This window comes from Streptomyces sp. NPDC096079 (genome assembly GCF_040303145.1).
Lineage (GTDB): Bacteria > Actinomycetota > Actinomycetes > Streptomycetales > Streptomycetaceae > Streptomyces.
This window is the reverse complement of record NZ_JBEOST010000005.1, coordinates 108953-130594: the sequence shown is the minus strand read 5'-3', so window position 1 is coordinate 130594 and position 21642 is coordinate 108953. Positions and strand designations below refer to the sequence as shown.

The 21642-nt window shown below is 72.0% G+C and carries 22 protein-coding genes and 1 riboswitch; of the genes, 12 read left to right on the top strand and 10 right to left on the bottom strand.

Translation table 11 applies throughout. From position 1 onward, the window contains the following. Nucleotides 1-7: 7 nt before the first annotated feature. Nucleotides 8-121, top strand: a riboswitch (TPP riboswitch). From thiO to ABTY59_RS12975, 6 genes are all read left to right on the top strand, one after another. Then, a complete protein-coding gene (thiO, locus tag ABTY59_RS13000) occupies nt 119-1273 on the top strand; it encodes a glycine oxidase ThiO (protein ID WP_352018979.1) in 1155 nt (384 codons plus the stop codon). (Overlaps the previous riboswitch by 3 nt.) Further along, complete coding sequence (thiS, locus tag ABTY59_RS12995) at nt 1270-1470, top strand: sulfur carrier protein ThiS (protein WP_352018978.1); 201 nt, start codon at nt 1270-1272, stop codon at nt 1468-1470. The genes thiO and thiS overlap by 4 nt, the downstream gene beginning before the upstream one ends. A gap of 5 nt (nt 1471-1475) precedes the next feature. Further along, the gene (locus ABTY59_RS12990; protein WP_352018977.1) at nt 1476-2270 is read left to right on the top strand and encodes a thiazole synthase; all 795 of its coding nucleotides are present in this window, start codon (nt 1476-1478) and stop codon (nt 2268-2270) included. Between the two features lie 149 nt (nt 2271-2419). Further along, nucleotides 2420-4306 (top strand): Stk1 family PASTA domain-containing Ser/Thr kinase, encoded by a 1887-nt coding sequence (pknB, locus tag ABTY59_RS12985; protein WP_352018976.1) that lies wholly within the window; start codon nt 2420-2422, stop codon nt 4304-4306. Between the two features lie 6 nt (nt 4307-4312). Further along, nucleotides 4313-5173: a deoxyribonuclease IV gene (locus ABTY59_RS12980; RefSeq protein WP_352018975.1), complete on the top strand. Its 861-nt coding sequence runs from the start codon at nt 4313-4315 to the stop codon at nt 5171-5173. 84 nt (nt 5174-5257) lie between these two features. Beyond that, nucleotides 5258-5791, top strand: coding sequence for a DUF4396 domain-containing protein (locus ABTY59_RS12975; RefSeq protein WP_352018974.1), 534 nt, complete (start codon nt 5258-5260; stop codon nt 5789-5791). Nucleotides 5792-5821: 30 nt separating this feature from the next. Here the strand turns inward: ABTY59_RS12975 and ABTY59_RS12970 are convergent, their stop codons facing one another. After that, nucleotides 5822-6478, bottom strand: a complete 657-nt coding sequence (locus ABTY59_RS12970; protein ID WP_352018973.1) for a sulfite oxidase-like oxidoreductase — start codon at nt 6476-6478, stop codon at nt 5822-5824. Nucleotides 6479-6656: 178 nt separating this feature from the next. Between ABTY59_RS12970 and bfr the strand changes: the two genes are divergently transcribed. Next, complete coding sequence (gene bfr, locus ABTY59_RS12965; RefSeq protein ID WP_030314454.1) at nt 6657-7133, top strand: bacterioferritin; 477 nt, start codon at nt 6657-6659, stop codon at nt 7131-7133. A gap of 16 nt (nt 7134-7149) precedes the next feature. Here the strand turns inward: bfr and ABTY59_RS12960 are convergent, their stop codons facing one another. Further along, entirely contained in the window at nt 7150-7398 is a 249-nt protein-coding gene (locus ABTY59_RS12960; protein ID WP_352018972.1) for a (2Fe-2S)-binding protein, read from the bottom strand. 122 nt (nt 7399-7520) lie between these two features. Then, entirely contained in the window at nt 7521-8873 is a 1353-nt protein-coding gene (locus tag ABTY59_RS12955; RefSeq protein WP_403540243.1) for a class II 3-deoxy-7-phosphoheptulonate synthase, read from the bottom strand. 155 nt (nt 8874-9028) lie between these two features. Here ABTY59_RS12955 and ABTY59_RS12950 point away from each other — a divergent pair, with 155 nt between their 5' ends. The 3 genes from ABTY59_RS12950 to ABTY59_RS12940 all read left to right on the top strand — a co-directional run bounded on the left by ABTY59_RS12950 (nt 9029) and on the right by ABTY59_RS12940 (nt 13964). Next, nucleotides 9029-11836, top strand: coding sequence for an N-acetylmuramoyl-L-alanine amidase (locus ABTY59_RS12950; protein ID WP_352018970.1), 2808 nt, complete (start codon nt 9029-9031; stop codon nt 11834-11836). Nucleotides 11837-11928: 92 nt separating this feature from the next. Further along, a complete protein-coding gene (locus ABTY59_RS12945) occupies nt 11929-11988 on the top strand; it encodes a trp operon leader peptide (protein WP_352019211.1) in 60 nt (19 codons plus the stop codon). A gap of 107 nt (nt 11989-12095) precedes the next feature. Next, nucleotides 12096-13964, top strand: coding sequence for an anthranilate synthase family protein (locus tag ABTY59_RS12940; RefSeq protein WP_352018969.1), 1869 nt, complete (start codon nt 12096-12098; stop codon nt 13962-13964). Here the strand turns inward: ABTY59_RS12940 and ABTY59_RS12935 are convergent. The 4 genes from ABTY59_RS12935 to ABTY59_RS12920 form a co-directional block, all read right to left on the bottom strand. Further along, nucleotides 13961-14959, bottom strand: a complete 999-nt coding sequence (locus ABTY59_RS12935) for a 2-hydroxyacid dehydrogenase (RefSeq protein ID WP_352018968.1) — start codon at nt 14957-14959, stop codon at nt 13961-13963. The genes ABTY59_RS12940 and ABTY59_RS12935 overlap by 4 nt on opposite strands. Before the next feature lie 71 nt (nt 14960-15030). Continuing rightward, the gene (locus ABTY59_RS12930; RefSeq protein ID WP_352019210.1) at nt 15031-15678 is read right to left on the bottom strand and encodes a response regulator; all 648 of its coding nucleotides are present in this window, start codon (nt 15676-15678) and stop codon (nt 15031-15033) included. 20 nt (nt 15679-15698) lie between these two features. Further along, nucleotides 15699-16910 carry a MacS family sensor histidine kinase gene (gene macS / locus ABTY59_RS12925; RefSeq protein WP_352018967.1) on the bottom strand — a complete coding sequence of 404 codons (1212 nt, stop codon included), beginning with the start codon at nt 16908-16910 and terminating at the stop codon, nt 15699-15701. A 35-nt stretch (nt 16911-16945) separates the two neighbouring features. Beyond that, nucleotides 16946-17692, bottom strand: a complete 747-nt coding sequence (locus ABTY59_RS12920; protein ID WP_352018966.1) for a lysophospholipid acyltransferase family protein — start codon at nt 17690-17692, stop codon at nt 16946-16948. A gap of 174 nt (nt 17693-17866) precedes the next feature. Between ABTY59_RS12920 and ABTY59_RS12915 the strand changes: the two genes are divergently transcribed. Together ABTY59_RS12915 and ABTY59_RS12910 are read left to right on the top strand one after the other, a co-directional pair. Next, a complete protein-coding gene (locus ABTY59_RS12915) occupies nt 17867-18649 on the top strand; it encodes an alpha/beta hydrolase (RefSeq protein ID WP_352018965.1) in 783 nt (260 codons plus the stop codon). After that, nucleotides 18642-19295 carry a hypothetical protein gene (locus ABTY59_RS12910; RefSeq protein ID WP_352018964.1) on the top strand — a complete coding sequence of 218 codons (654 nt, stop codon included), beginning with the start codon at nt 18642-18644 and terminating at the stop codon, nt 19293-19295. Before ABTY59_RS12915 ends, ABTY59_RS12910 begins: the two co-directional genes overlap by 8 nt. 50 nt (nt 19296-19345) lie before the next feature. Here ABTY59_RS12910 and ABTY59_RS12905 read toward each other — a convergent pair whose 3' ends face one another. The 3 genes from ABTY59_RS12905 to ABTY59_RS12895 form a co-directional block, all read right to left on the bottom strand. Next, nucleotides 19346-20089, bottom strand: coding sequence for an endonuclease/exonuclease/phosphatase family protein (locus tag ABTY59_RS12905; protein WP_352018963.1), 744 nt, complete (start codon nt 20087-20089; stop codon nt 19346-19348). A 75-nt stretch (nt 20090-20164) separates the two neighbouring features. Next, nucleotides 20165-21106 (bottom strand): ROK family glucokinase, encoded by a 942-nt coding sequence (locus tag ABTY59_RS12900; protein ID WP_352018962.1) that lies wholly within the window; start codon nt 21104-21106, stop codon nt 20165-20167. Between the two features lie 66 nt (nt 21107-21172). Then, nucleotides 21173-21637 carry a DUF5304 domain-containing protein gene (locus tag ABTY59_RS12895; RefSeq protein ID WP_352018961.1) on the bottom strand — a complete coding sequence of 155 codons (465 nt, stop codon included), beginning with the start codon at nt 21635-21637 and terminating at the stop codon, nt 21173-21175. Nucleotides 21638-21642 lie beyond the last annotated feature (5 nt).

Below are 21642 nucleotides of genomic sequence, written 5' to 3'. Positions count from 1 at the left end.
GCGGGCGTAAAGCACTCGCGGGAGCCCGGACGCACCGGGCTGAGAGGGAGGCTGGGACGGCCTCCGACCGTACGAACCTGATCCGGGTCATGCCGGCGAAGGGAGGGGCTGGACGCCCATGCGTTCTTCCGATGTCCTCGTGGTCGGGGGCGGCATCATCGGCCTGGTCACGGCCTGGCGGGCCGCGCAGCGCGGACTGCGCACCGCCGTCGTCGACCCGGACCCGGGCGGCGGGGCCGCGCGGGTCGCGGCCGGCATGCTCGCCGCCGTCACCGAACTCCACTACGGCGAGGAGACCCTGCTCGGGCTCAACCTCGCCTCCGCGGCCCGCTACCCCGCGTTCGTCGCCGAACTCGAAGAGGCCTGCGGCCACGACGTCGGCTACCGGGCCTGCGGCACCCTCGCCGTCGCCCTCGACGCCGACGACCGCGCCCACCTGCGCGAACTGCACGCCCTGCAGACCCGCTGCGGGCTCGTCTCGGAGTGGCTCAGCGGCCGCGACTGCCGCCGCCTCGAACCGATGCTGGCCCCCGGCGTCCGCGGCGGACTGCGGGTCGACGGCGACCACCAGGTCGACCCGCGCCGGCTGGCCGCCGCACTGCTGCGCGCCTGCGAACGGGCCGGGGTCGTCTTCCACCGCGCGCTCGCGGAGCGGCTCACGGTCACGGGCGACCGGGCCCGCGGAGCCCTCCTCGGCGACGGCGAGGAGCTGACGGCCGAGCAGGTCGTGCTCGCCGCGGGCAGCCTCAGCGGTCGGCTCGCGGGCGTGCCCGAGGAGGTGCTGCCCCGGGTCCGCCCCGTGAAGGGCCAGGTCCTGCGCCTGCGGGTGCCCGCCCCGTACGCCCCCTTCCTGTCCCGCACCGTCCGGGCCGTCGTCCGTGGCAGCCACGTCTACCTGGTGCCCCGCGAGAACGGCGAGCTCGTCGTCGGCGCCACGAGCGAGGAGCTGGGCTGGGACACCACGGTGACGGCGGGCGGGGTGTACGAGCTGCTCCGCGACGCCCACGAGCTCGTCCCCGGCATCACCGAGCTGCCGCTCACCGAGACCCTGGCGGGTCTCCGCCCCGGCTCCCCGGACAACGCGCCGCTGCTCGGCCCCACCACCCTGCCCGGCCTCCACCTGGCCACCGGCCACTACCGCAACGGGGTGCTGCTCACCCCCGTCACCGGCGACGTCATGGCGGAGGTGCTCACCACGGGCACCCTCCCCGACGCGGCGCGCCCCTTCACCCCCCGCCGTTTCTCCCCTGTACGTCAGGAGCAGCCCGCATGAACGTGTCCGTGAACGGAGAGACCCGCGAGCTCTCCGGCCCCCTCTCCCTGGACGCCCTCGTGGCGACCCTGACCTCGGCCCGCTCCGGGGTCGCCGCCGCGCTCAACGAGACGGTCGTGCCGCGCGGCGAGTGGACCACGACGCTGCTCGGCGAGGGCGACCGCGTGGAAGTCCTCACGGCCGTGCAGGGAGGCTGAGCGCGATGTCCGACGACGTCTTCACCCTCGGCGGCACGGAGCTCTCCTCCCGCCTCATCATGGGCACCGGCGGCGCCCCCAGCCTCGACGTCCTGGAACGCTCCCTCCTCGCCAGCGGTACGGAGCTGACCACGGTCGCCATGCGGCGCCTGGACCCGACCGTCCAGGGCTCGGTCCTCTCCGTCCTGGAACGCCTCGGCATCCGGGTCCTGCCGAACACGGCGGGCTGCTACACGGCGGGCGAGGCCGTGCTCACGGCGCGGCTGGCCAGGGAGGCGCTCGGCACGTCCTGGGTCAAGCTGGAGGTCGTCGCCGACGAGCGGACCCTCCTCCCGGACGGCGAGGAGCTGCTCGCCGCCGCCGAGACCCTCGTCGACGACGGCTTCACCGTCCTCCCCTACACCAACGACGACCCGGTCCTCGCCCGGAAGCTGGAGGACGTGGGCTGCGCGGCGATCATGCCGCTCGGCTCCCCCATCGGCTCCGGGCTCGGCATCCGCAACCCGCACAACTTCCAGCTCATCGTGGAACGCGCCGGCGTCCCCGTGATCCTCGACGCCGGCGCGGGAACCGCCTCGGACGCGGCGCTCGCGATGGAGCTGGGGTGCGCGGCGGTGATGCTGGCCTCGGCGGTGACCCGGGCGCAGGAGCCGGTGCTGATGGCCTCGGCGATGCGGCACGCGGTGGAGGCGGGGCGGCTGGCGCACCGGGCGGGCCGGATCCCGCGCCGGCACTTCGCCGAAGCGTCGTCCCCGACGACGGGCCACGCCCACCTGGACCCGGAACGCCCGGCCTTCTGACCCCGCCCCGTCGTGGGCGGGCGCCCGCGGAACGGGACGCCTGCCCACACGGGGGGGGCACCGCCCACGACGGCGAGGCTCGTCACAGGTGGGCTGCAGTCGGGGCCGAGCGCGCGAGGGTCCCGCGCCGCCCTCGTAGACTCGTCGCCGTGGACACGACCCTTCAGGACCCCCTCGTCGGGCGGCTGCTCGACGGCCGCTACCGCGTCGACGCGCGCATCGCCGTCGGCGGGATGGCCACGGTCTACCGGGCCGTCGACACCCGCCTCGACCGCGTCCTCGCGCTCAAGGTGATGCACCCGGACCTCGCCACCGACGCCGCCTTCGTCGAGCGGTTCATCCGCGAGGCGAAGTCCGTCGCGCGGCTCGCGCACCCCAACGTCGTGGGCGTCTTCGACCAGGGCGCCGAGGGCGCGTACGTCTACCTGGCGATGGAGTACGTCGCCGGCTGCACGCTCCGTGACGTGCTGCGCGAGCGCGGCGCCCTCTCGCCCCGTGCCGCGCTCGACATCCTGGAGCCGGTGCTCGCCGCGCTCGGCGCCGCGCACCGGGCCGGGTTCGTGCACCGGGACATGAAGCCGGAGAACGTCCTGATAGGGGACGACGGCCGGGTGAAGGTCGCGGACTTCGGTCTCGTACGGGCCGTGGGCTCGGCGACCGCCACCACCGGCGCGGTCCTCGGCACGGTCTCGTACCTGGCGCCGGAGCAGATCGAGCACGGCACCGCCGACACCCGCGCCGACGTGTACGCCTGCGGTGTCGTCCTCTACGAGATGCTGACCGGCGGCAAACCGCACTCCGGCGACACCCCCGCCCAGGTCCTCTACCAGCACCTGAACACCGACGTGCCCGCCCCCTCGGCCGCCGTCCCCGGGCTCGCCCCGGGTCTCGACGACCTGGTCGCGGCGGCCACGGCCCGCAGGCCCGAGCTCCGCCCCGACGACGCGGTCGCCCTGCTCGCCCTGCTCCGCGAGGCCCGCGCCGGGCTCGGCGACGAGCAGCTGGACGCGGCGCCCCCGCTGGCGCGGTCCGAGGCGCGGGACACCGCCGAGGACCGGACGAGCGTGATCGCCCGTCCCGCCCCGCCGGCCGCCGAGCACACCAACCGGCTGCCCGCCCCGGAGGCGCCCGCCGCCGCCCGCAGGCTTCCGCCGCGCGGTCCGCTGCTCGTCGTCGCCGCCGTCCTCCTCGCCCTCGGCCTGGGCGCCGGCGTCTGGTACATCAACTCCGGCCAGTTCACCCGCGTCCCCGCCGTCCTCGGCCAGACCGAGGCCGCGGCGACGCAGCGCCTCGGCGACGCCGGCCTCGACGTCGGCACCACGCGGCGGGCCTTCAGCGACGTCTACGAGCGCGGCACGGTCATGGCCGTCGACCCGGCCCCCGGCGAGCGCGTCCGGGGCGACGGCCCGGTCACCCTCACCCTCTCCCGCGGCCCGGAGATCGTGAAGGTGCCGAACCTCAGGAACAAGCCGCTCGCGGAGGCCAGGCGCACCCTGGGACAGGAGGGCCTGTCGCCCGGGGTGATCACCTACGCCTTCAGCGACACCGTCGCGCAGGGCGCCGTGATCAGCACCGACCCCGAGCCCGGCACCGAGCGCAGCCCCGACTCCGCCGTCGCCCTCGTGGTCAGCAAGGGCTCGCCCGTCGACGTCCCCGACGTCAGCGGCGAGACCGTCGCCGACGCCACGGCCCTCCTCCAGGAGGAGGGACTCACGGTCAAGGTCGCCCCGGAGCGGATCAACTCCCCGGAGGAGGCCGGCACCGTCGCGGCCCAGTCCCTCGCCGGGGGCAGCCGGGCCGCCGAGGGCGACGCCATCACCCTCACGGTCTCCAAGGGCCCGAAGCAGGTCGAGGTCCCCGACGTGACGGGCGAGTCGTCCGCGGACGCCCGGACGGCCCTGGAGGACGCGGGCTTCGAGGTGGAGGTCAAGAAGTCCTTCCCGTACCTCGGCGACACGGTCGCGAGCCAGTCCGTGGAGGGCGGCGGGACCGCGCCCGAGGGCTCCACCATCACCATCACGATCAAGGGACTCTAGAGACTCATGCGCAACCCCGTCGGCGGCCATGTCCCCGTGGCCGGTGGCCTCGCCACGACCGGCCTCGGCTACGCCCGCGAGCTGGGCGCCGAGACCGTGCAGGTCTTCGTCGCCAATCCGCGCGGCTGGGCGACCCCGGCCGGCAACCCGGTCCAGGACGAGCGGTTCCGGGCCGAGTGCGAGGCCGCGTCGATCTCGGCCTGGGTACACGCCCCGTATCTGATCAACTTCGGCTCGCACACCGAGGCCACCGTGGAGAAGTCGGTGGAGTCGCTGCGGCACTCGCTGCGCCGGGGCCGGGAGATCGGCGCGAAGGGCGTGGTGGTGCACACCGGCTCGGCGACCGGTGGCCGGCCGCGCGAGACGGCCCTGGCTCAGGTGCGGGAGCGGATGCTGCCGCTCCTCGACGAGCTGACGCACGAGGACGATCCGTATCTGCTCCTGGAGTCGACGGCGGGCCAGGGCTTCTCGCTCTGCTCGCGGACCTGGGACTTCGGCCCGTACTTCGACGCCCTCGACCGGCACCCGAAGCTCGGCGTCTGCCTCGACACCTGCCACATCTTCGCGGCCGGTCACGACCTGGCGGGCCCGCACGGGGCGGCGCAGACCCTGGACCTGCTGGTGGAGACGGTCGGCGAGGGGCGGCTGAAGCTGATCCACGCCAACGACTCCAAGGACGTCGTCGGCGCCCACAAGGACCGGCACGCGAACATCGGAGCAGGTCACATCGGCGAGGACGCGTTCGCGGCGCTGCTGCGACACCCCGCCACCGAGAACGTTCCGCTGATCATCGAGACCCCGGGCGGCAAGGAGGGGCACGTCGCCGACATCGAGCTCCTGAAGAAGCTCCGCGAGCGCCGAGGGTGATCATCTCCGCTTGAGGAATACCCTAGGGGGGTATACCGTTCCTGTCGACGACAAGAACGGTCATTCGGGGTTGGGGGCACTCCCATGCAGCACGACGCACACGCGCACCACGAACACCACGAGCACCACGAGGACCACACCGGTCACGAGGGCCACGCCGGGCACCACCACGCCCCCGGTGCGGTCTCCTGGTCCATGGCCGCCAAGGCCACGCTGCACTGCCTCACCGGCTGCGCCATCGGCGAGGTCCTCGGCATGATCATCGGCACCGCGCTCGGCTGGGGCAACGTGCCGACGATGATCCTCGCGATCGTCCTGGCCTTCTTCTTCGGCTACGCGCTGACCCTGCGCGGCATCCTGTCCGCCGGCGTCGACTTCACGACGGCCTTCAAGGTCGCCCTCGCCGCCGACACCCTGTCCATCGCGGTCATGGAGCTGATCGACAACGGCGTCATCGCCCTGTGGCCCGGCGCCATGGACGCGCACCTCGACGACCCGCTCTTCTGGATCGTGCTGGCCATCTCGCTGGGCGTCGCGTTCGTACTGACCACCCCGGTCAACAAGTGGATGATCGGCCGCGGCAAGGGCCACGCGGTGGTCCACCAGTACCACCACTGACCGGTCGGGCCGAGGAGGCGGTCAGGAGCCCTACAGCTCCGGGCCGTCTCCCGGCTCCTCCTGGTACGAGTAGCGCTGCTCCGACCACGGGTCACCGAGGTTGTGGTAGCCGCGCTCCTCCCAGAAGCCCCGGCGGTCGGCCGCCATGTACTCCACGCCCCGGACCCACTTGGGCCCCTTCCAGGCGTACAGGTGCGGGACGACGAGCCGCAGCGGGAAGCCGTGCTCGGCCGTGAGAAGCTCCCCGTCCTTGTGGGTGGCGAAGATCGTGCGGTCCGAGGCGAAGTCGTCGAGCCGCATGTTGGCGCTGTAGCCGTACTCGGCCCAGACCATCACATGGGTCACCTGGGGCGCGGGCGGAGCGAGCTCCAGGACCGTGCGGGCGGGGACACCACCCCATTCGGCCCCGAGCATGCTGAACTTCGTGACGCAGTGCAGATCGGCCACGACCGTGGAGAACGGGAGGGCCGAGAACTCCTCGTGGTTCCAGCACCGCTTGTCGCCGTCGGCCGTCGCCCCGAAGACGCGGAACTCCCAGCGGTCGGGCTTGAACTTGGGGACGGGCCCGTAATGGGTGACCGGCCAGCCGCGCTGGAGCCGCTGTCCCGGCGGCAGATCCGGCGGAAGGTCCGGCGAACGATCCGGCTGACCCGCTTCCCGGTGTACTCCGCTCTCCGGCTGACCCATGCCATCCATGGTGACAGACGGCGAGGGGTGGTCATGACCAGGCGACCACCCGGGCGGCTCGATTCGGGCAACTCCCACTAAGCCTGCACTTACTGGACGCCCCCCATTCGGGGTGCGAGGATGCGGCCATACCGCCTAGTGACGGCGCGGACACACACCGTGGAAGGATCCTGAAGCGATGCAGGGCGACCCCGAGGTCCTCGAGTTCCTCAACGAGCAGCTGACCGGTGAGCTGACGGCCATCAACCAGTACTGGCTGCATTACCGCATCCAGGACAACAAGGGGTGGACGAAGCTCGCCAAGTACACCCGCGAAGAGTCCATCGACGAGATGAAGCACGCGGACAAGCTGACCGAGCGCATCCTCATGCTCGACGGCCTGCCCAACTACCAGCGGCTCTTCCACGTGCGGGTCGGCCAGACGCTCACCGAGATGTTCCAGGCGGACCGCCAGGTCGAGGTGGAGGCGATCGACCGCCTGAAGCGCGGGATCGAGGTCATGCGCGCCAAGGGGGACATCACGTCCGCCAACCTCTTCGAGGAGATCCTCGCGGACGAGGAGCACCACATCGACTACCTGGACACCCAGCTGGAGCTGATCGAGTCCCTGGGCGAGGCGCTGTACATCTCGACGCTGATCGAGCAGCCCAGCTAGGGCGCGCCCGGAGGGGTCAGGCGGCTTCCCGCAGTTCCGCGACCGTCTCCGTCGTCAGGGCGGGCATGCCCTGGTCCACGAGCTCGCGTCGCGGGCAGTTGCCACGCCCGAGAATGGCCTGAATGCGACGGACGCAGGAACCGCAGTCCGTGCCGGCCTTACAGGCGGAGGCTATCTGGCGGGGCGTGCACGCACCCGCGTCCGCGTGCTCCTTGACCTGCTTCTCCGTGACACCGAAGCATGAGCAGACGTACACGCGGTTCACCTCCTGCCGGGATCCATAAGGCTAACCTAACCTTACCCGGCAGCCCGGAGCCCCAAAAGCCCCGGATACGACGATGGGGCACGGATCACAGCGATCCGTGCCCCATCTCCGTAGGAACCTACTTACTGATCGCGGTACATCTCCGCCACCAGGAACGCCAGGTCGAGCGACTGGCTGCGGTTGAGCCGCGGGTCGCAGGCCGTCTCGTAGCGCTGGTGCAGGTCGTCGACGAAGATCTCGTCGCCGCCGCCCACGCACTCGGTGACGTCGTCACCGGTGAGCTCGACGTGGATGCCGCCCGGGTGGGTGCCCAGCTCCTTGTGGACCTCGAAGAAGCCCTTGACCTCGTCGAGCACGTCGTCGAAGCGGCGGGTCTTGTGTCCGGAGGCGGCCTCGAAGGTGTTGCCGTGCATCGGGTCGGTGACCCAGGCGACGACGGCACCGGAGGCGGTGACCTTCTCGACCAGCTCGGGGAGCTTGTCGCGGACCTTGTCGGCGCCCATGCGGACGATGAAGGTCAGCCGGCCCGGCTCGCGGTCCGGGTCGAGGCGGTCGACGTAGGTGAGCGCCTCGTCGACCGTGGTGGTCGGGCCCAGCTTGATGCCGATCGGGTTCGCGATCTGCGAGCAGAACTCGATGTGGGCGTGGTCGAGCTGGCGGGTGCGCTCACCGATCCAGACCATGTGGCCGGAGGTGTCGTACAGCTTGCCGGTGCGCGAGTCCGTACGCGTCAGGGCGCCCTCGTAGTCGAGCAGCAGCGCCTCGTGGGAGGCATAGAACTCGACGGCCTTGAACTCGGCCGGGTCGGTGCCGCAGGCCTTCATGAAGTTCAGGGCGTTGTCGATCTCGCGGGCGAGCGCCTCGTAGCGCTGGCCCGAGGGGGACGACTTCACGAAGTCCTGGTTCCAGGCGTGCACCTGGCGCAGGTCGGCGTAGCCACCGGTGGTGAAGGCGCGGACCAGGTTGAGCGTGGAGGCGGAGGCGTTGTACATCCGCTTCAGCCGCTCGGGGTCCGGGATGCGGGCCTTCTCGTTGAAGTCGAAGCCGTTGACCGAGTCGCCGCGGTAGGTCGGCAGGGTCACGCCGTCGCGGGTCTCGGTGCCCTTGGAGCGGGGCTTCGAGTACTGGCCGGCGATGCGGCCGACCTTCACGACGGGCACGGAGGCCGCGTAGGTGAGGACGGCGCTCATCTGGAGCAGCGTCTTGAGCTTGGCCCTGATGTGGTCGGCGGACACGGCGTCGAAGGCCTCGGCGCAGTCGCCGCCCTGGAGCAGGAACGCCTCGCCACGGGCGACGGCTCCCATCCGGGCGCGCAGCTGGTCGCACTCGCCGGCGAAGACGAGCGGAGGATACGACTCGAGGTCCGCGATCACATCGCGCAGAGCCTCGGCATCGGGGTACTCGGGCTGCTGCGCCGCGGGCAGGTCTCGCCAGGTCGCCTTGGCGACGGCGTGGGAATCAGCGTTCACGGTCACATGCACAACATTACGGGGTTCTTCGTCCGGTCCTGTCCCTCTGCCCAGTGGCTGAGACGCGCGCCCGAAATGTCCCCCGTCGATCTTCACGCTATCGAGTGGTGTTACCCTCTGGCCCGTTTAACAAGAGCAAAGTCGAACTCACAGGGGTGGGCGTGACCCAGAGGCACCGCAGGGATCGTAAGAAGAAACGACTCTTGTACGGCGCGGCGGCGGCTGTCGTCGCCACCGCCACCATCAGCACCATCGCGATCGCCTCGCCGGGCCTCCTCGGCGCGGCGGGCGACAGCAAGCCCGGGGGTGACCCTTCCCTCCAGACGCAGTTCGCAAACGCGGCGCGCGAGTTCGACGTACCGCAGAGCGTGCTGATGGCGGTGTCGTACCGGCAGACGCGGTGGGAGTCGCACGACGGGCAGCCCAGCACCACGGGCGCGTACAACGTCATGGGCCTGACCAAGGTCGACCCGGAGGACGTCGAGCAGGACACGGACGAGCAGCTGCTCGACCTGATGAACCGCAGCGGCGACCCCCGCATCGAGAAGAAGTTCGACAAGAAGAAGGCGCTGGCCTCTCTCCCCGAGAAGAAGGTCGACACCTCCAGCCCCACGCTGCACACCCTGGACAAGGCCGCCGAGCTGATCGACGGCTCGACCGACGCCGTCCAGAAGGACAGCGAGGCATCGATCCGGGCCGGCGCGGCCCTGCTCGCCGAGTACCAGAAGCAGGCCGGCGCGGAGCTGTCCGACGACCCGGGCGCCTGGTACCCGGCCGTCGCGCGCTACAGCCAGTCCCCGGACCGCAAGGGCGCCGACCTCTTCGCCAAGCGCGTCTTCGACTCCATCAGGACGGGCGAGCAGGAGGTCACCGCCGACGGCGAGCAGGTCGTCCTGCCCGCCGACCCCTCGGTGGAGCCGGTCAAGCCGTCGAACGTCCCGCTGGCCGCGAGCCAGGCCGCGACGAGCGCGACCCCGGCGGTCGAGTGCCCGACCGGAGCGACCGCTCCCGTCTGCACCTTCATCCCGGCTGCCTACTCGCAGAACGACGGCAACTACAACATCGCGAGCCGTCCCGCGAACGGCTTCGACGTGCGCCAGATCGTCATCCACGACATCGAGGGCTCGCACGACGGCGCGGTGGCGGTCTTCCAGAACCCCCTGAGCTACGCGAGCGCCCACTACATCGTCCGCGCCGACGGCCGCGTGACGCAGATGGTGGAGACCAAGAACGAGGCGTACCACGCCGGCAACAAGACCCTCAACATGCACTCGATCGGCATCGAGCACGAGGGCTACGCCATCAAGGGCGACGCCGGCTGGTACACCGAGCCGGAGTACGAGTCCTCCGCCGCGCTCGTGAAGTACCTGGCCGCGAAGTTCTCCCTCCCGCTGGACCGCGAGCACATCATCGGCCACGACGACGTGCCGAGCATCCTGGACGGCACGAGGCAGGACCACTGGGACCCGGGCCCGTTCTGGGACTGGAACCACTTCATGACCCTGGTGGGCGCACCCACCGGTGCCGGCGGCGCGGGCGGCCCGCTCCAGGCCGGACAGCTCGTCCGGATCGTCCCGCCGTTCACCTCGGCCAACCAGCAGTCGATGAAGTACACGGACCAGGGCGTCACCAAGACGACGGTCCCGCTGCCGGTGAACTTCGGCTACCTCTACTCGGAGCCGGTGGCCGACCAGACGAAGGCGCTGAGCGACCCGTACGTCCAGGCGAACTGGCAGGAGGGCGCCAACTGGACGAACAAGGTCACGGCGGGCAGCACCCACGTCGTCGCCGAGTCGCGGACCGACTGGACGGCCGTCTGGTACGGCGGCAAGAAGGCCTGGTTCCACAACCCCGGCGGCCAGTACACGGCTCCCGTGGGCGTGAAGAAGGCGATCACCGCCAAGGACGGTGTCTCCTCGATCCCGATCTACGGCCGCACCTACCCCGAGGACGCCGCCTACGCGGGCACCGGCGTCCCCGTCCAGAGCAACAACAGCGCGTCGCTGACGAAGTACAGCCTCCCGGCCGGGCAGCTGTACGCGAAGGCCGGCGACCCCGTGCCGGGCGACTACTACTACAGCGCCTACAACACCGACGGCACGCGGGTGGTGGGCACGACCAACATCTTCGTCCCGATCCGCTTCAACCACCGCATCGCGTGGGTGAAGGCGAGCGACGTCAAGGAGGTCGACACCAAGGCGGCCGTCTCCGCGACCAACCGCTACAACCTGATCGCCCGGGACACCTCCGGTGTCCTCTGGCAGTACCAGGGCAGCGGCAGCTCGTCCCTCCTCAGCCGGTACCGGGTCGGGCCCGGCTGGCAGATCTACAACGTCGTCACCCCGCTGACCGCCCTCCGTGCCGACGGCACCGGTGACGCCGTGGCCCGCGACACCTCCGGTGTGCTCTGGTACTACCAGGGCAGCGGCAACCCCTCGGCGCCGTTCAAGGGCCGCCTGAAGGTCGGGCCCGGCTGGCAGATCTACGACCAGGTGGTCGGCGTCCGTGACCTGACCGGCGACGGCAAGGCGGACGTCCTCGCCCGCGAGAAGTCCGGCGTCCTGTGGCTGTACAAGGGCACCGGCACCCCGACGGCCCCGCTCACCGCGCGCGTGAAGATCGGCACCGGCTGGCAGGCGTACAACATGCTCGTCAGCACGGGTGACCTGACCGGGGACGGCAAGCCGGACCTGATCGCCCGCGACGCCGCCGGCACGGTCTGGCTGTACAACGGCACCGGCAGCGCCACCGCCCCGTACGCCACCCGCGCCAAGGTCGGCACCGGCTGGCAGATCTACAACAGCATCGTCGGCCCGAGCGACCTCACCGGCGACGGCAAGGTCGACTTCGTCGCCCGCGACGCCGCCGGCGTGCTGTGGCTGTACAAGGGCACGGGCAGCGCCGCCGCCCCGTACGCCACGCGCACCCAGATCGGCCCGGGCTGGCAGATCTACAACCTGATCTTCTGATCGGGAGACCGTCCGGCCCCCGGGGTCCGGTCCGCACCGTCCAGGGTGCGGACCGGGCCCCGTTCCCGTGCCGGCTGCGTTACAGTGCACGCATGTCGTACGCCTCGCAGATCCAGAACTGGTGGTGGACCGCTCATCCGGCGGCCCACTGATCGCGCGTACACCGACAGACACGCGAAGGCCGCCCGAGGGGCGGCCTTTCTCGTACCCGGGGCCGTTCCTCCTCTCCGTACTCCTCCCGGAAGGAACGACACGCCCCATGGACCTCTCCCGCCTCCTCGACGACTCCTGCCCTCCCTTCGCCCTGCTGCGCCGGCGCACCCCCGGCCGTGACCGCGACACCGTCGAGGTCCTGATCGGCCGGGTCCACGAGGCCGAGCGGCTCGCGGAGCTGCCCGTGGGCCCGCTGCCGACGCTCGCCCTGGTGCCGTTCCGGCAGATCCGGGAGCGCGGCTTCGACGTGCGGGACGACGGCACCCCGCTCTCCGTGCTCGTCGCCGACGAGGTCCACGAGCTGCCGCTCGACGAGGCCCTCGCCGCGCTGCCCGCCCATGAGGTACGGGTGGAGGGCGGCGGGTTCGACGTCTCGGACGAGGCCTACGCGGAGACCGTGCGCCGGGTCGTCGACGAGGAGATCGGCTCCGGCGAGGGCGCCAACTTCGTCATCCGGCGCACCTACACCGGCGGGATCCCGGGCTTCGGACGCGCCGACGCGCTCGCCCTGTTCCGGCGGCTGCTCGCCGGCGAGCGGGGCGCGTACTGGACGTTCGTCGTGCACACCGGGGACCGGACGCTCGTCGGCGCGAGCCCCGAGGTGCACGTGCGGATGTCCGGGGGCACGGTCGTGATGAACCCGATCAGCGGCACGTTCCGCTACCCGGCCGGGGCCGCTCCGACCGCCGACGACCTGCTCGGCTTCCTCGCCGACCGCAAGGAGACCGAGGAGCTGTCCATGGTGGTGGACGAGGAGCTGAAGATGATGTGCACGGTCGGCGACATGGGCGGGGTGGTGGTCGGGCCGCGGCTGAAGGAGATGGCCCATCTCGCGCACACCGAGTACGAGCTGCGCGGCCGGTCCTCGCTGGACGTGCGGGAGGTGCTGCGGGAGACGATGTTCGCCGCGACCGTGACCGGCTCTCCGGTGCAGAACGCCTGCCGGGTGATCGAGCGTCACGAGACCGGCGGGCGCGGCTACTACGCGGGAGCCCTCGCCCTGCTCGGCACGGACACGAGCGGGGCGCAGACCCTGGACTCGCCCATCCTGATCCGTACCGCCGACATCGCGGCCGACGGAGCGCTCCGGGTGCCGGTCGGGGCGACCCTGGTGCGGCACTCGGACCCGGCGGGCGAGGTCGCCGAGACCCACGCGAAGGCCGCGGGTGTGCTGACGGCGCTCGGGGTGCGGGAGGGCCGGCCGCGCGAGGTGTCCCCGGTGGGGCCGCGGCTCGCCGACGACCCCCGGGTGCGGGCCGCCCTGGACGCGCGCCGCGCGGACCTCGCGCCGTTCTGGCTGAAGATGCAGGTCCGTTCGGCAGAGCTGTCGGGGCACGCGCTGGTGGTGGACGCCGAGGACACCTTCACGGCGATGCTGGCGCACGTCCTGCGCTCCTCGGGCCTTGAGGTGTCGGTGCTCCGCTACGACGAGCCGGGGCTCCGGGAGCTGGTGCTCGCCCACGAGGGGCCGGTCGTCCTCGGCCCGGGCCCGGGGAACCCCTCGGACGCGGCCGACCCGAAGATGCGGTTCCTGCGCGGTCTGACGGCGGAGCTCGTGCGGGACCACCGCCACGGGCTCCTGGGCGTCTGCCTCGGGCACGAGCTGATCGCGGCCGAGCTGGGCCTGGACATCGTCCGCAAGCGGACCCCGTTCCAGGGTGCGCAGCTGCGGATCGACCTCTTCGGGCAGGAGCAGACGGTCGGCTTCTACAACAGCTTCACCGCCCGCTGCGACGACCGGACGGCGACGGAGCTGGCGCTGCACCGCATCGAGGTGAGCCGGGACGCGGAGACCGGTGAGGTGCACGCCCTGCGCGGACCGGGCTTCGCGGGGGTGCAGTTCCACCCGGAGTCGGTGCTCACGAGGGACGGGGCCGCCCTGACGGCCTCCCTGCTCGCGGGCGTGCTGGTCTAGGAAGCCCTGGGCACGAGGACGTTCTCGCTGCGCCGCCCGGCGGTGTAGTCGAGGACGTTCCTGACGGTGGTGTCGATGATCTGGCCGACGGCATCGGCCGTGTAGTACGCCTGGTGGGAGGTGACCACCACGTTCGGGAAGGTGACCAGGCGGGCCAGGGTGTCGTCCTCGACGGCCTCCAGGGACTTGTCGAGGAAGAAGAGCCCGGCCTCCGCCTCGTACACGTCGAGGCCGACGCCGGTGAAGCGGCCGGCGCGGAGCTCGGTGACGAGCGCCTCGGTGTCGATGAGCCCGCCGCGGCTGGAGTTCACCAGGATGGCGTCGTCCTTCATGGCCTTGAGGGCGGTGGCGTCGACGAGGTGGTGGGTCGCCTCCATGAGCGGCACGTGGAGGCTGAGCAGGTCGGCTTCGGCGAAGAGCCGCTCCTTGTCGACGTACGTCATGCCGAGGGCGACGCAGGCGGGGTTCTCGGCGACGTCCCAGCCGAGGAGGCGCATGCCGAAGCCGTGGGCGATCCGGGTGAACGCCTCGCCGATCTTTCCGGTGCCGAGGACGCCGACGGTACGGCCCCGCAGGTCACGGCCCATCAGTCCGTCGAGCCGGAAGTCGAAGTCGCGGGTGCGGTTGGAGGCGCGGACGATCCGGCGGTTGACGGCCGTGGCGAGGGTCCAGGCGAACTCGGCGACGGAGTACGGCGAGTAGGAGGAGACCCGGGCGACGGTGAGGCCGAGTCGCTCGGCGACGTCGAGGTCGATGTTGTTGAAGCCGGTGGAGCGCTGGGCGATCATCCGGGTCCCGCCGGCGGCGAGGGTCTGCAGGACGCGGTGGTTCAGGTCGGCGTTGACGCTGGTGGAGACGATCTCGTAGCCGGCGGCGATGGGGGCGGTGTCCTCGCCGAGGAAGACGCCCAGGCAGCGGACGTCGTGGTGACCCTCGAAGGCCTTCTCGATGAGGGGCTTCTCATCCGCCTGCACACCGAATGCCAGGATTTCCACGGTTTTCCCCTCAGGCGTCACGATGAGCCGCATACGCGCGAATATACGGCCCCTCGTGGCGCCCGGCCGCCTCAGGCGTCGTCGAGTCCCCGCTCGATGGCGTACCGGACGAGCTCGACCCGGTTGTGCAGCTGGAGCTTGCCCAGGGTGTTCTGGACGTGGTTCTGCACCGTGCGGTGCGAGATGACGAGGCGCTCGGCGATCTGCTTGTAGCTCAGGCCCTTCGCGACGAGCCGCAGGACCTCGGTCTCGCGGTCGGTCAGCTGCGGGGCCTTCGGCTCGTCGGTGCCGGCCGGCGGGGCGGGCTCGGAGGCGAGGCGGCGGTACTCGCCGAGGACCAGGCCGGCCAGGCCGGGGGTGAAGACGGGGTCTCCGGCGGCCGTCCGCCGCACCGCGTCGATCAGCTCCGCCGTACTGGCCGACTTGAGGAGGTAGCCGGTGGCGCCGGACTTGACCGCCTCCAGGACGTCGGCGTGCTCGCCGCTCGCCGACAGGACGAGGACCCGCAGCTCGGGGCGGCCGCCCACGAGCTCCTTGCAGACCTGGACGCCGGGCTTGACCGGCAGGTTCAGGTCCAGGACGAGGACGTCGGGGCCGGCCGCGGCCGCGCGGCGGACGGCCTGCTCGCCGTCGCCCGCCGTGGCGACGACGTCGAAGCCCGCCTCGGCGAGGTCGCGGGCGACCGCGTCCCGCCACATCGGGTGGTCGTCGACGACCATCACCTTGATCGGCTGCTCGCTCACTTCTTCCCTGCCTTCCCCCGTGGGACCTTCAACTCGACTTCCGTGCCCTGCCCCGGGACCGAGATCAGCTCGGCCTCACCGCCCAGATCCCGCAGTCTCCCCCGGATGGACAGGGCGACGCCCATCCGGCCCTCGCCCCAGGCCTGTTCGAGACGGCCCTCGGGGATGCCGGGGCCGTCGTCCCTGACGGTGACGATCACCTCGTCCGGCCAGTCCTCGATCAGGATCCACGCGTGCGCGTCCTCACCGGCGTGCACCCGGACGTTGTCCAGGGCGGCACCGACGGCGGTGGCCAGCTCACGGGCCGCGGGCGGCGGGAGCAGCACCGGGGCGCCGGGCTCGGAGAGGGTGACCCTGGCCCCGGCGCGCGGGGCGAGCAGCACCCGGAGGTCGACGGGGGTGTCCCCGTCGGTCTCGTCCTCCACCTCGACGACCCGGACGAAGGCGCCCTCGGACTCGTCCTCGGAGACGAGGCTGGGCCGGGTCAGCCCGCCCGCGACGAGGGTGCGCAGGGCCACCTCCTGCTCCCCCGCCATCCGGCCGAGCTCGGCGGCCTCGCCGCCGAGCGCCGTGCCCCGCCGCTGCACCATCGCGAGGACCTGGAGGACGCTGTCGTGGATGTCCCGGGCGAGCCGCTCCCGCTCCCGGGTCGCGGCCTCGATCTCCAGGGCGCGGGCCAGGGTGCGCTCGGAGGCGCGGGCGACCTCGACGACGTACCCGATGGCGATGGAGGCGACCCAGACGAGGAGCACGTTGTGGAAGGTGTCCCGGCCGGGATGCCCGCGCTCGATGATGTTGGCGACGGCGACGAGCGAGGAGGCGACACCGGCCCACCGCCAGCCGCCCTTGATCGCGTACGCGAGGACGGACCCGGCGGTCCATATCGACGGCAGGGTGGGCCCGTCGACGGACTGGGCGTGCGCGTCGGCGAGCGGGGTGAGGAGGATGCCGACGAGGGCGATCGTGAGGTCGGCGCCGAGGAAGCGCTTGGTGCAGCCGGCCGCGTTCGCCACCTTCGGGAGGGTGGCGAGGGTCCAGCAGCACAGCACGGCCAGGTAGACGACGGCGATCCACGGCCGCTCGTACCGGTCGCGGCCGAAGGCGAAGATCAGGACGGCGTAGACCATCGTCAGGACGCGGTAGCCGGTCAGCGCCCGCCACAGCGGCTGCTCGACCGACATGCGCACGACACGCTCGCGCTTGGCCATCTCCCCCACCCCCGGAAAACCCCCTCGCGGGGGACTTACGCGCCGGACTCTTCCCGAGCGGCGATCTCGGCCTTGACGGCCGCCTTGGCCGCCTTCTCCGCGTCCGCGATCTGCCGCTTGGCGGCGGTCGCGTAGATGTCGACGTACTCCTGGCCGGACAGCTTCATGATCTCGTACATGACCTCGTCGGTCACCGAGCGGAGGATGAAGCGGTCCCCCTCCATGCCCTGGTAGCGGGTGAAGTCCAGCGGCTTGCCGATCCGGATCCCCGGACGCATCAGCTTGGGGAGCACCTTGCCGGGCGGCTGGATCTTCTCCGTGTCGATCATGGCGACCGGGATCACGGGCGCGCCGGTGGCCAGGGCCACCCGGGCCAGACCGCCGGGCTTGCCCCGGTAGAGGCGGCCGTCGGGCGAGCGGGTGCCCTCGGGGTAGATCCCGAAGAGCCCGCCGCCCTCGATGACCTCGATGCCGGCCTTGATGGCCGCCTCACCCGCGCCGCGGGCGCCCGAACGGTCCACCGGGAGCTGGCCGACGCCCTTGAAGAAGGCGGCGGTGAGCTTGCCCTTCACCCCCGGGGTGGTGAAGTACTCGGCCTTGGCGATGAAGGTGACCTTCCGGTCCAGCACGGCGGGAAGGAAGAAGGAGTCCGAGAAGGACAGGTGGTTGCTCGCGAGGATCGCGGGGCCCTCGGCGGGGATGTTCTCCAGACCCTCCACCCAGGGCCGGAAGGCGAGCTTCAGGGACCCGCCGAGGGAGAACTTCATTGCGCCGTAGATCAACTCGCCATGCCTTCCGTGTGCCGTCGCCACGACTTTATCCCGTACCGGCGCACGGCCCCCGCTACGGCCCTGGTCGGTGTCGGTCCGGTCGCGTACCGTGAAGGTCCTTCCCCATTTGCCGTCGCTCCGGCGCACCCCGAGGACGCCGGAGTCGCAACCGAACAGGAGACCCCGGTGCCGGTCCTTCCCGGAGCCGAGCCGTACCGCCATGAGGGCGGAGAGGTCGGCGTCCTTCTCTGTCACGGATTCACCGGTTCCCCGCAGTCGATGCGCCCGTGGGCCGAGTACCTGGCCGACCGCGGCCTGTCGGTCTCGGTGCCGCTGCTGCCCGGCCACGGCACCCGCTGGCAGGACATGCAGCTCACCACCTGGCACGACTGGTACGCGGAGGTGGACCGGGCCCTGGGCGAGCTGCTGGAGCGGTGCCGGACCGTCTTCGTCTTCGGCCTCTCCATGGGCGGCGCCCTGACGCTGCGGCTCGCCGCCCGGCACGGGGACGCGGTGCGGGGCATCGTCCTCGTCAACCCGGGCAACAAGGTGCACGGCCTCGCCGCGCACGCGCTGCCCGTCGTCCGGCACCTGGTCCCCTCCACGAAGGGCATCGCCAGCGACATCGCCAAGGAGGGCTCGACCGAGGTCGGCTACGACCGGGTGCCGCTGCACGCCGCGCACTCGCTGCGGCAGCTCTTCCGGACGGTGGACGCCGAGCTCCCGCAGGTCACCCAGCCGGTGGTACTGCTCCACAGCCCGCAGGACCACGTCGTGCCGCCCGCCGACTCGGCCCGGATCCTCTCCCGGATCTCCTCGACGGACGTGAAGGAGATCCTGCTGGAACAGAGCTACCACGTGGCGACGTTGGACCATGACGCGGAGCGGATCTTCGACGAGAGCCTGGCCTTCGTCGAGCGTCTCGCCCCGGATCTGGTCGACGGGAAGGGGAGCAGGAGCGGTGGCTGAGCAGCAGGACGGCGACGGGCGGGAGCCGCAGCCCATCGACGAGGAGGCGGCCTGGGCCGCGATCGTCGCCGGGTACGGCGAGGAGCCCGCGGACCCTCCGGGGACGAAGCCGTTCCGGTCCGTCGAGAACCTGTCGCTGCCCGAGCCGGAGGAGCAGGACGGGGAGGACGACGCCCCGGAGATCCGGCCGGTGAAGGGCACGGCCTGGAAGCCGCGGCCCAAGCCGGTGCCCGAGGAGCCCGAGGCGGACGAGGACCCGGACGAGGACCCGGAGGCGGGCTCCGCGCGGCCCGCGCTCGGCAGCTCGATCGTGTTCGCGCCCGGGGTGCTGGGCGGTGGTCCCCGGGACTACTCGCCGGCCGAGCCGGAGGAGGCGGCGGGCGGCGACGAGGGCCACTTCGTGCCGCCGGAGCCGCCCCCGCTGCCGGAGGCGGACACCACGACCAAGTTCGCCTGGCTCGCGGTCGTCGGCGGACCGGTGCTGATGCTGCTCGCCGTCCTGCTCCAGTGGGACATGACCTGGTGGCTGACGACGCTGTGCGTGGGCGGCTTCCTCGGCGGCTTCGCGACGCTGGTGACCCGCATGAAGCACGACGACGACGATGACGACGGCTTCGACGACCCGGGCCGCGGGGCGGTCGTGTAGGGAAGGGGCCGTGGAGGGCGCGGGCCGTGCGGGGCGCGGCCCGCGCCCTCCTATGAGGCCGGCACCCGGACCGCCGCCAGGACCGGCAGGTGGTCGGTGGCGGCCCTGAGGTCCTGCGGGTCGAGGTCCGTCGGGACTCCGCAGCCGAGGAACTCGACGCCCGGGGTCGCCAGGATCGCGTCGATGCGCTGGTACGGGTCGGCCGGGGTCCAGGTGTGCTCGCCGCCCCAGGGGCTCACCGCCCAGCCGTCCTGGAGCTCCTTCGTGAGCCGGGTGAAGGCGGGGCCCCCGGGGCGTTCGTTCAGGTCGCCGGCGACGATCGCGTGCGGGGCGCCCAGTGCGGCGACCCGGTCGAGCACCATCCCCGCCTGGGCGTACCGCTCGTCCTCGCGCAGGCTCAGATGGCAGCTGACGAGCCCGAGCCGGGCGCCCGCGAAGCGGACCACGGCGGTCGCGAGGCCGCGCCGGTGCAGACCGGGGGTGAGCGGCAGCAGGACGTCCTCGGTCCGCTCCACGGTGGCCCGCAGGGAGCACAGCAGAAGCGGTCCGGCCGCGGTCGCGCCGCCGCTCAGGACGACGAGCTCGCTCTTCGCGGCGAGCCGGGCGGCGTGTTTGCGCCAGCGGAAGAAGCGCGGGGCCTCCTGGACGAAGACGAGGTCCGGGGCGCACGCGCGGATCACCCGGGCGAGGGCGTCCTCGTCGTCGCGCATCGAGCGGACGTTGTAGCTCAGGACCCGGAGGACGGCCGAACCGTCGCTCTCGGTGCGGGAGTTGGGCAGCTCACTGATCGCCATGACGGTCAACATACGACGACCGCCCGCCGGGTCCGAGAGGACGCGGCGGGCGGTCGTCACATGCCGGTGCGGGGTTCAGCCCTGGCGGGCCAGGTCCGCGGCGCCGACCAGGCCGGCCTTGTTGCCGAGCTGCGCGGCCAGGACCTGCGCGTGCGGACGCCACTGGCCGCCGATCAGCCAGCGCCGGAAGGACTTGCGGATCGGGTCGAGGACGAGGTCGCCCTCGTCCGAGACGCCGCCGCCGACGATGAACGCCGAGGGATCGAAGAGCGAGGCCAGGTCGGCGAGACCGGCGCCCGCCCAGCGGGCCAGCTCACGGAAGGAGTCGATGGCCACCGGGTCGCCGCCGCGGGCGGCCTGGCTGACGTGCTTGCCCTCGATGCCCTCCGGGGTGCCGTCGCCCAGGCCGAGGAGCAGCTCCGCGCGCTCCGGGGTGGCGTTGGCGCGCTGCTTGGCGTACCGGACGAGCGCGCGCCCGGAGGCGTACTGCTCCCAGCAGCCCTGGCTGCCGCAGCCGCACAGCAGGCCGTCCGGGACGACCCGGATGTGGCCGAACTCGGCGGCCACGCCGAAGCGTCCGCGGCGCAGCTTGTTGCCGATGATGATGCCGCCGCCGAGGCCGGTGCCGAGGGTGATGCAGATGACGTCCTCGTGGCCCTGGCCCGCGCCGAAGCGGTACTCGCCCCAGGCCGCCGCGTTGGCGTCGTTCTCCACGACGACGGGGAGACCGACCCGCTGCTCGACCTTGTCCTTGAGCGGCTCGTGCCGCCAGTCGATGTTCGGCGCGAAGAGGACGGTGGCGCGCTTGTCGTCGACGTAGCCCGCGGCTCCGATGCCGACGGCCTCGATCTGGTACCCCTTGCCGGCCTCGGAGACCGCGGCGCAGATGGCGTCGACGATGCCCTCGGGGGTCGGCGGGGTGGGCACGGTGTGCGTGTCGAGGATGTTGCCCTCCTCGTCGACCACGCCGGCCGCGATCTTCGTGCCGCCGATGTCGACGCCGATGGTGAGTCCCATGTGTCCCTCAGTTTTCGGTCGAGCCCCGCTAAGGCCCACCGTACCCGAGCGGGGGTGGCCCGCCGATCAGTCCAGGTCGATGTGCTGGCCGGTTCCGGGCCCTTCGTCGTCCTTGCGGTCGGCCTCGCTCGGTGCGTCCGCGTCCCGGCGCGGGTCGTCCGCGTCGGGGACGGCGCCGCCGGAGCCGCCGCGGGTCCAGCGGCTCTCGTGGCCCTCGACGGCCGAGCGGTAGGCGGCGAGCAGTTCGCTGCCGGCGGCGGCGAGGTGGTCGAAGACCTGCGGGTTGCGTTCGATGACGGGCTCGACGGCGGCCTTCGCCTGGTTGACGAGCTGCTGCACGGTCTGCGCGGCCTGGCCGCCGAGGAGCGGGTTCCCGAGGCCGCCGGAGACCTTGTCGGCCACGGCCTCGAAGAGCTTGCGGAACTCCTCCGCGGGCGAGCCCGGCTCGGTCGCGCGCTGCGCCCGGCGGCGGGCCTTCTCCGCCTCCAGGTCCTCGGCACAGGCCTTGGCCCAGGCGTCCGAATCGCTCATGGCGT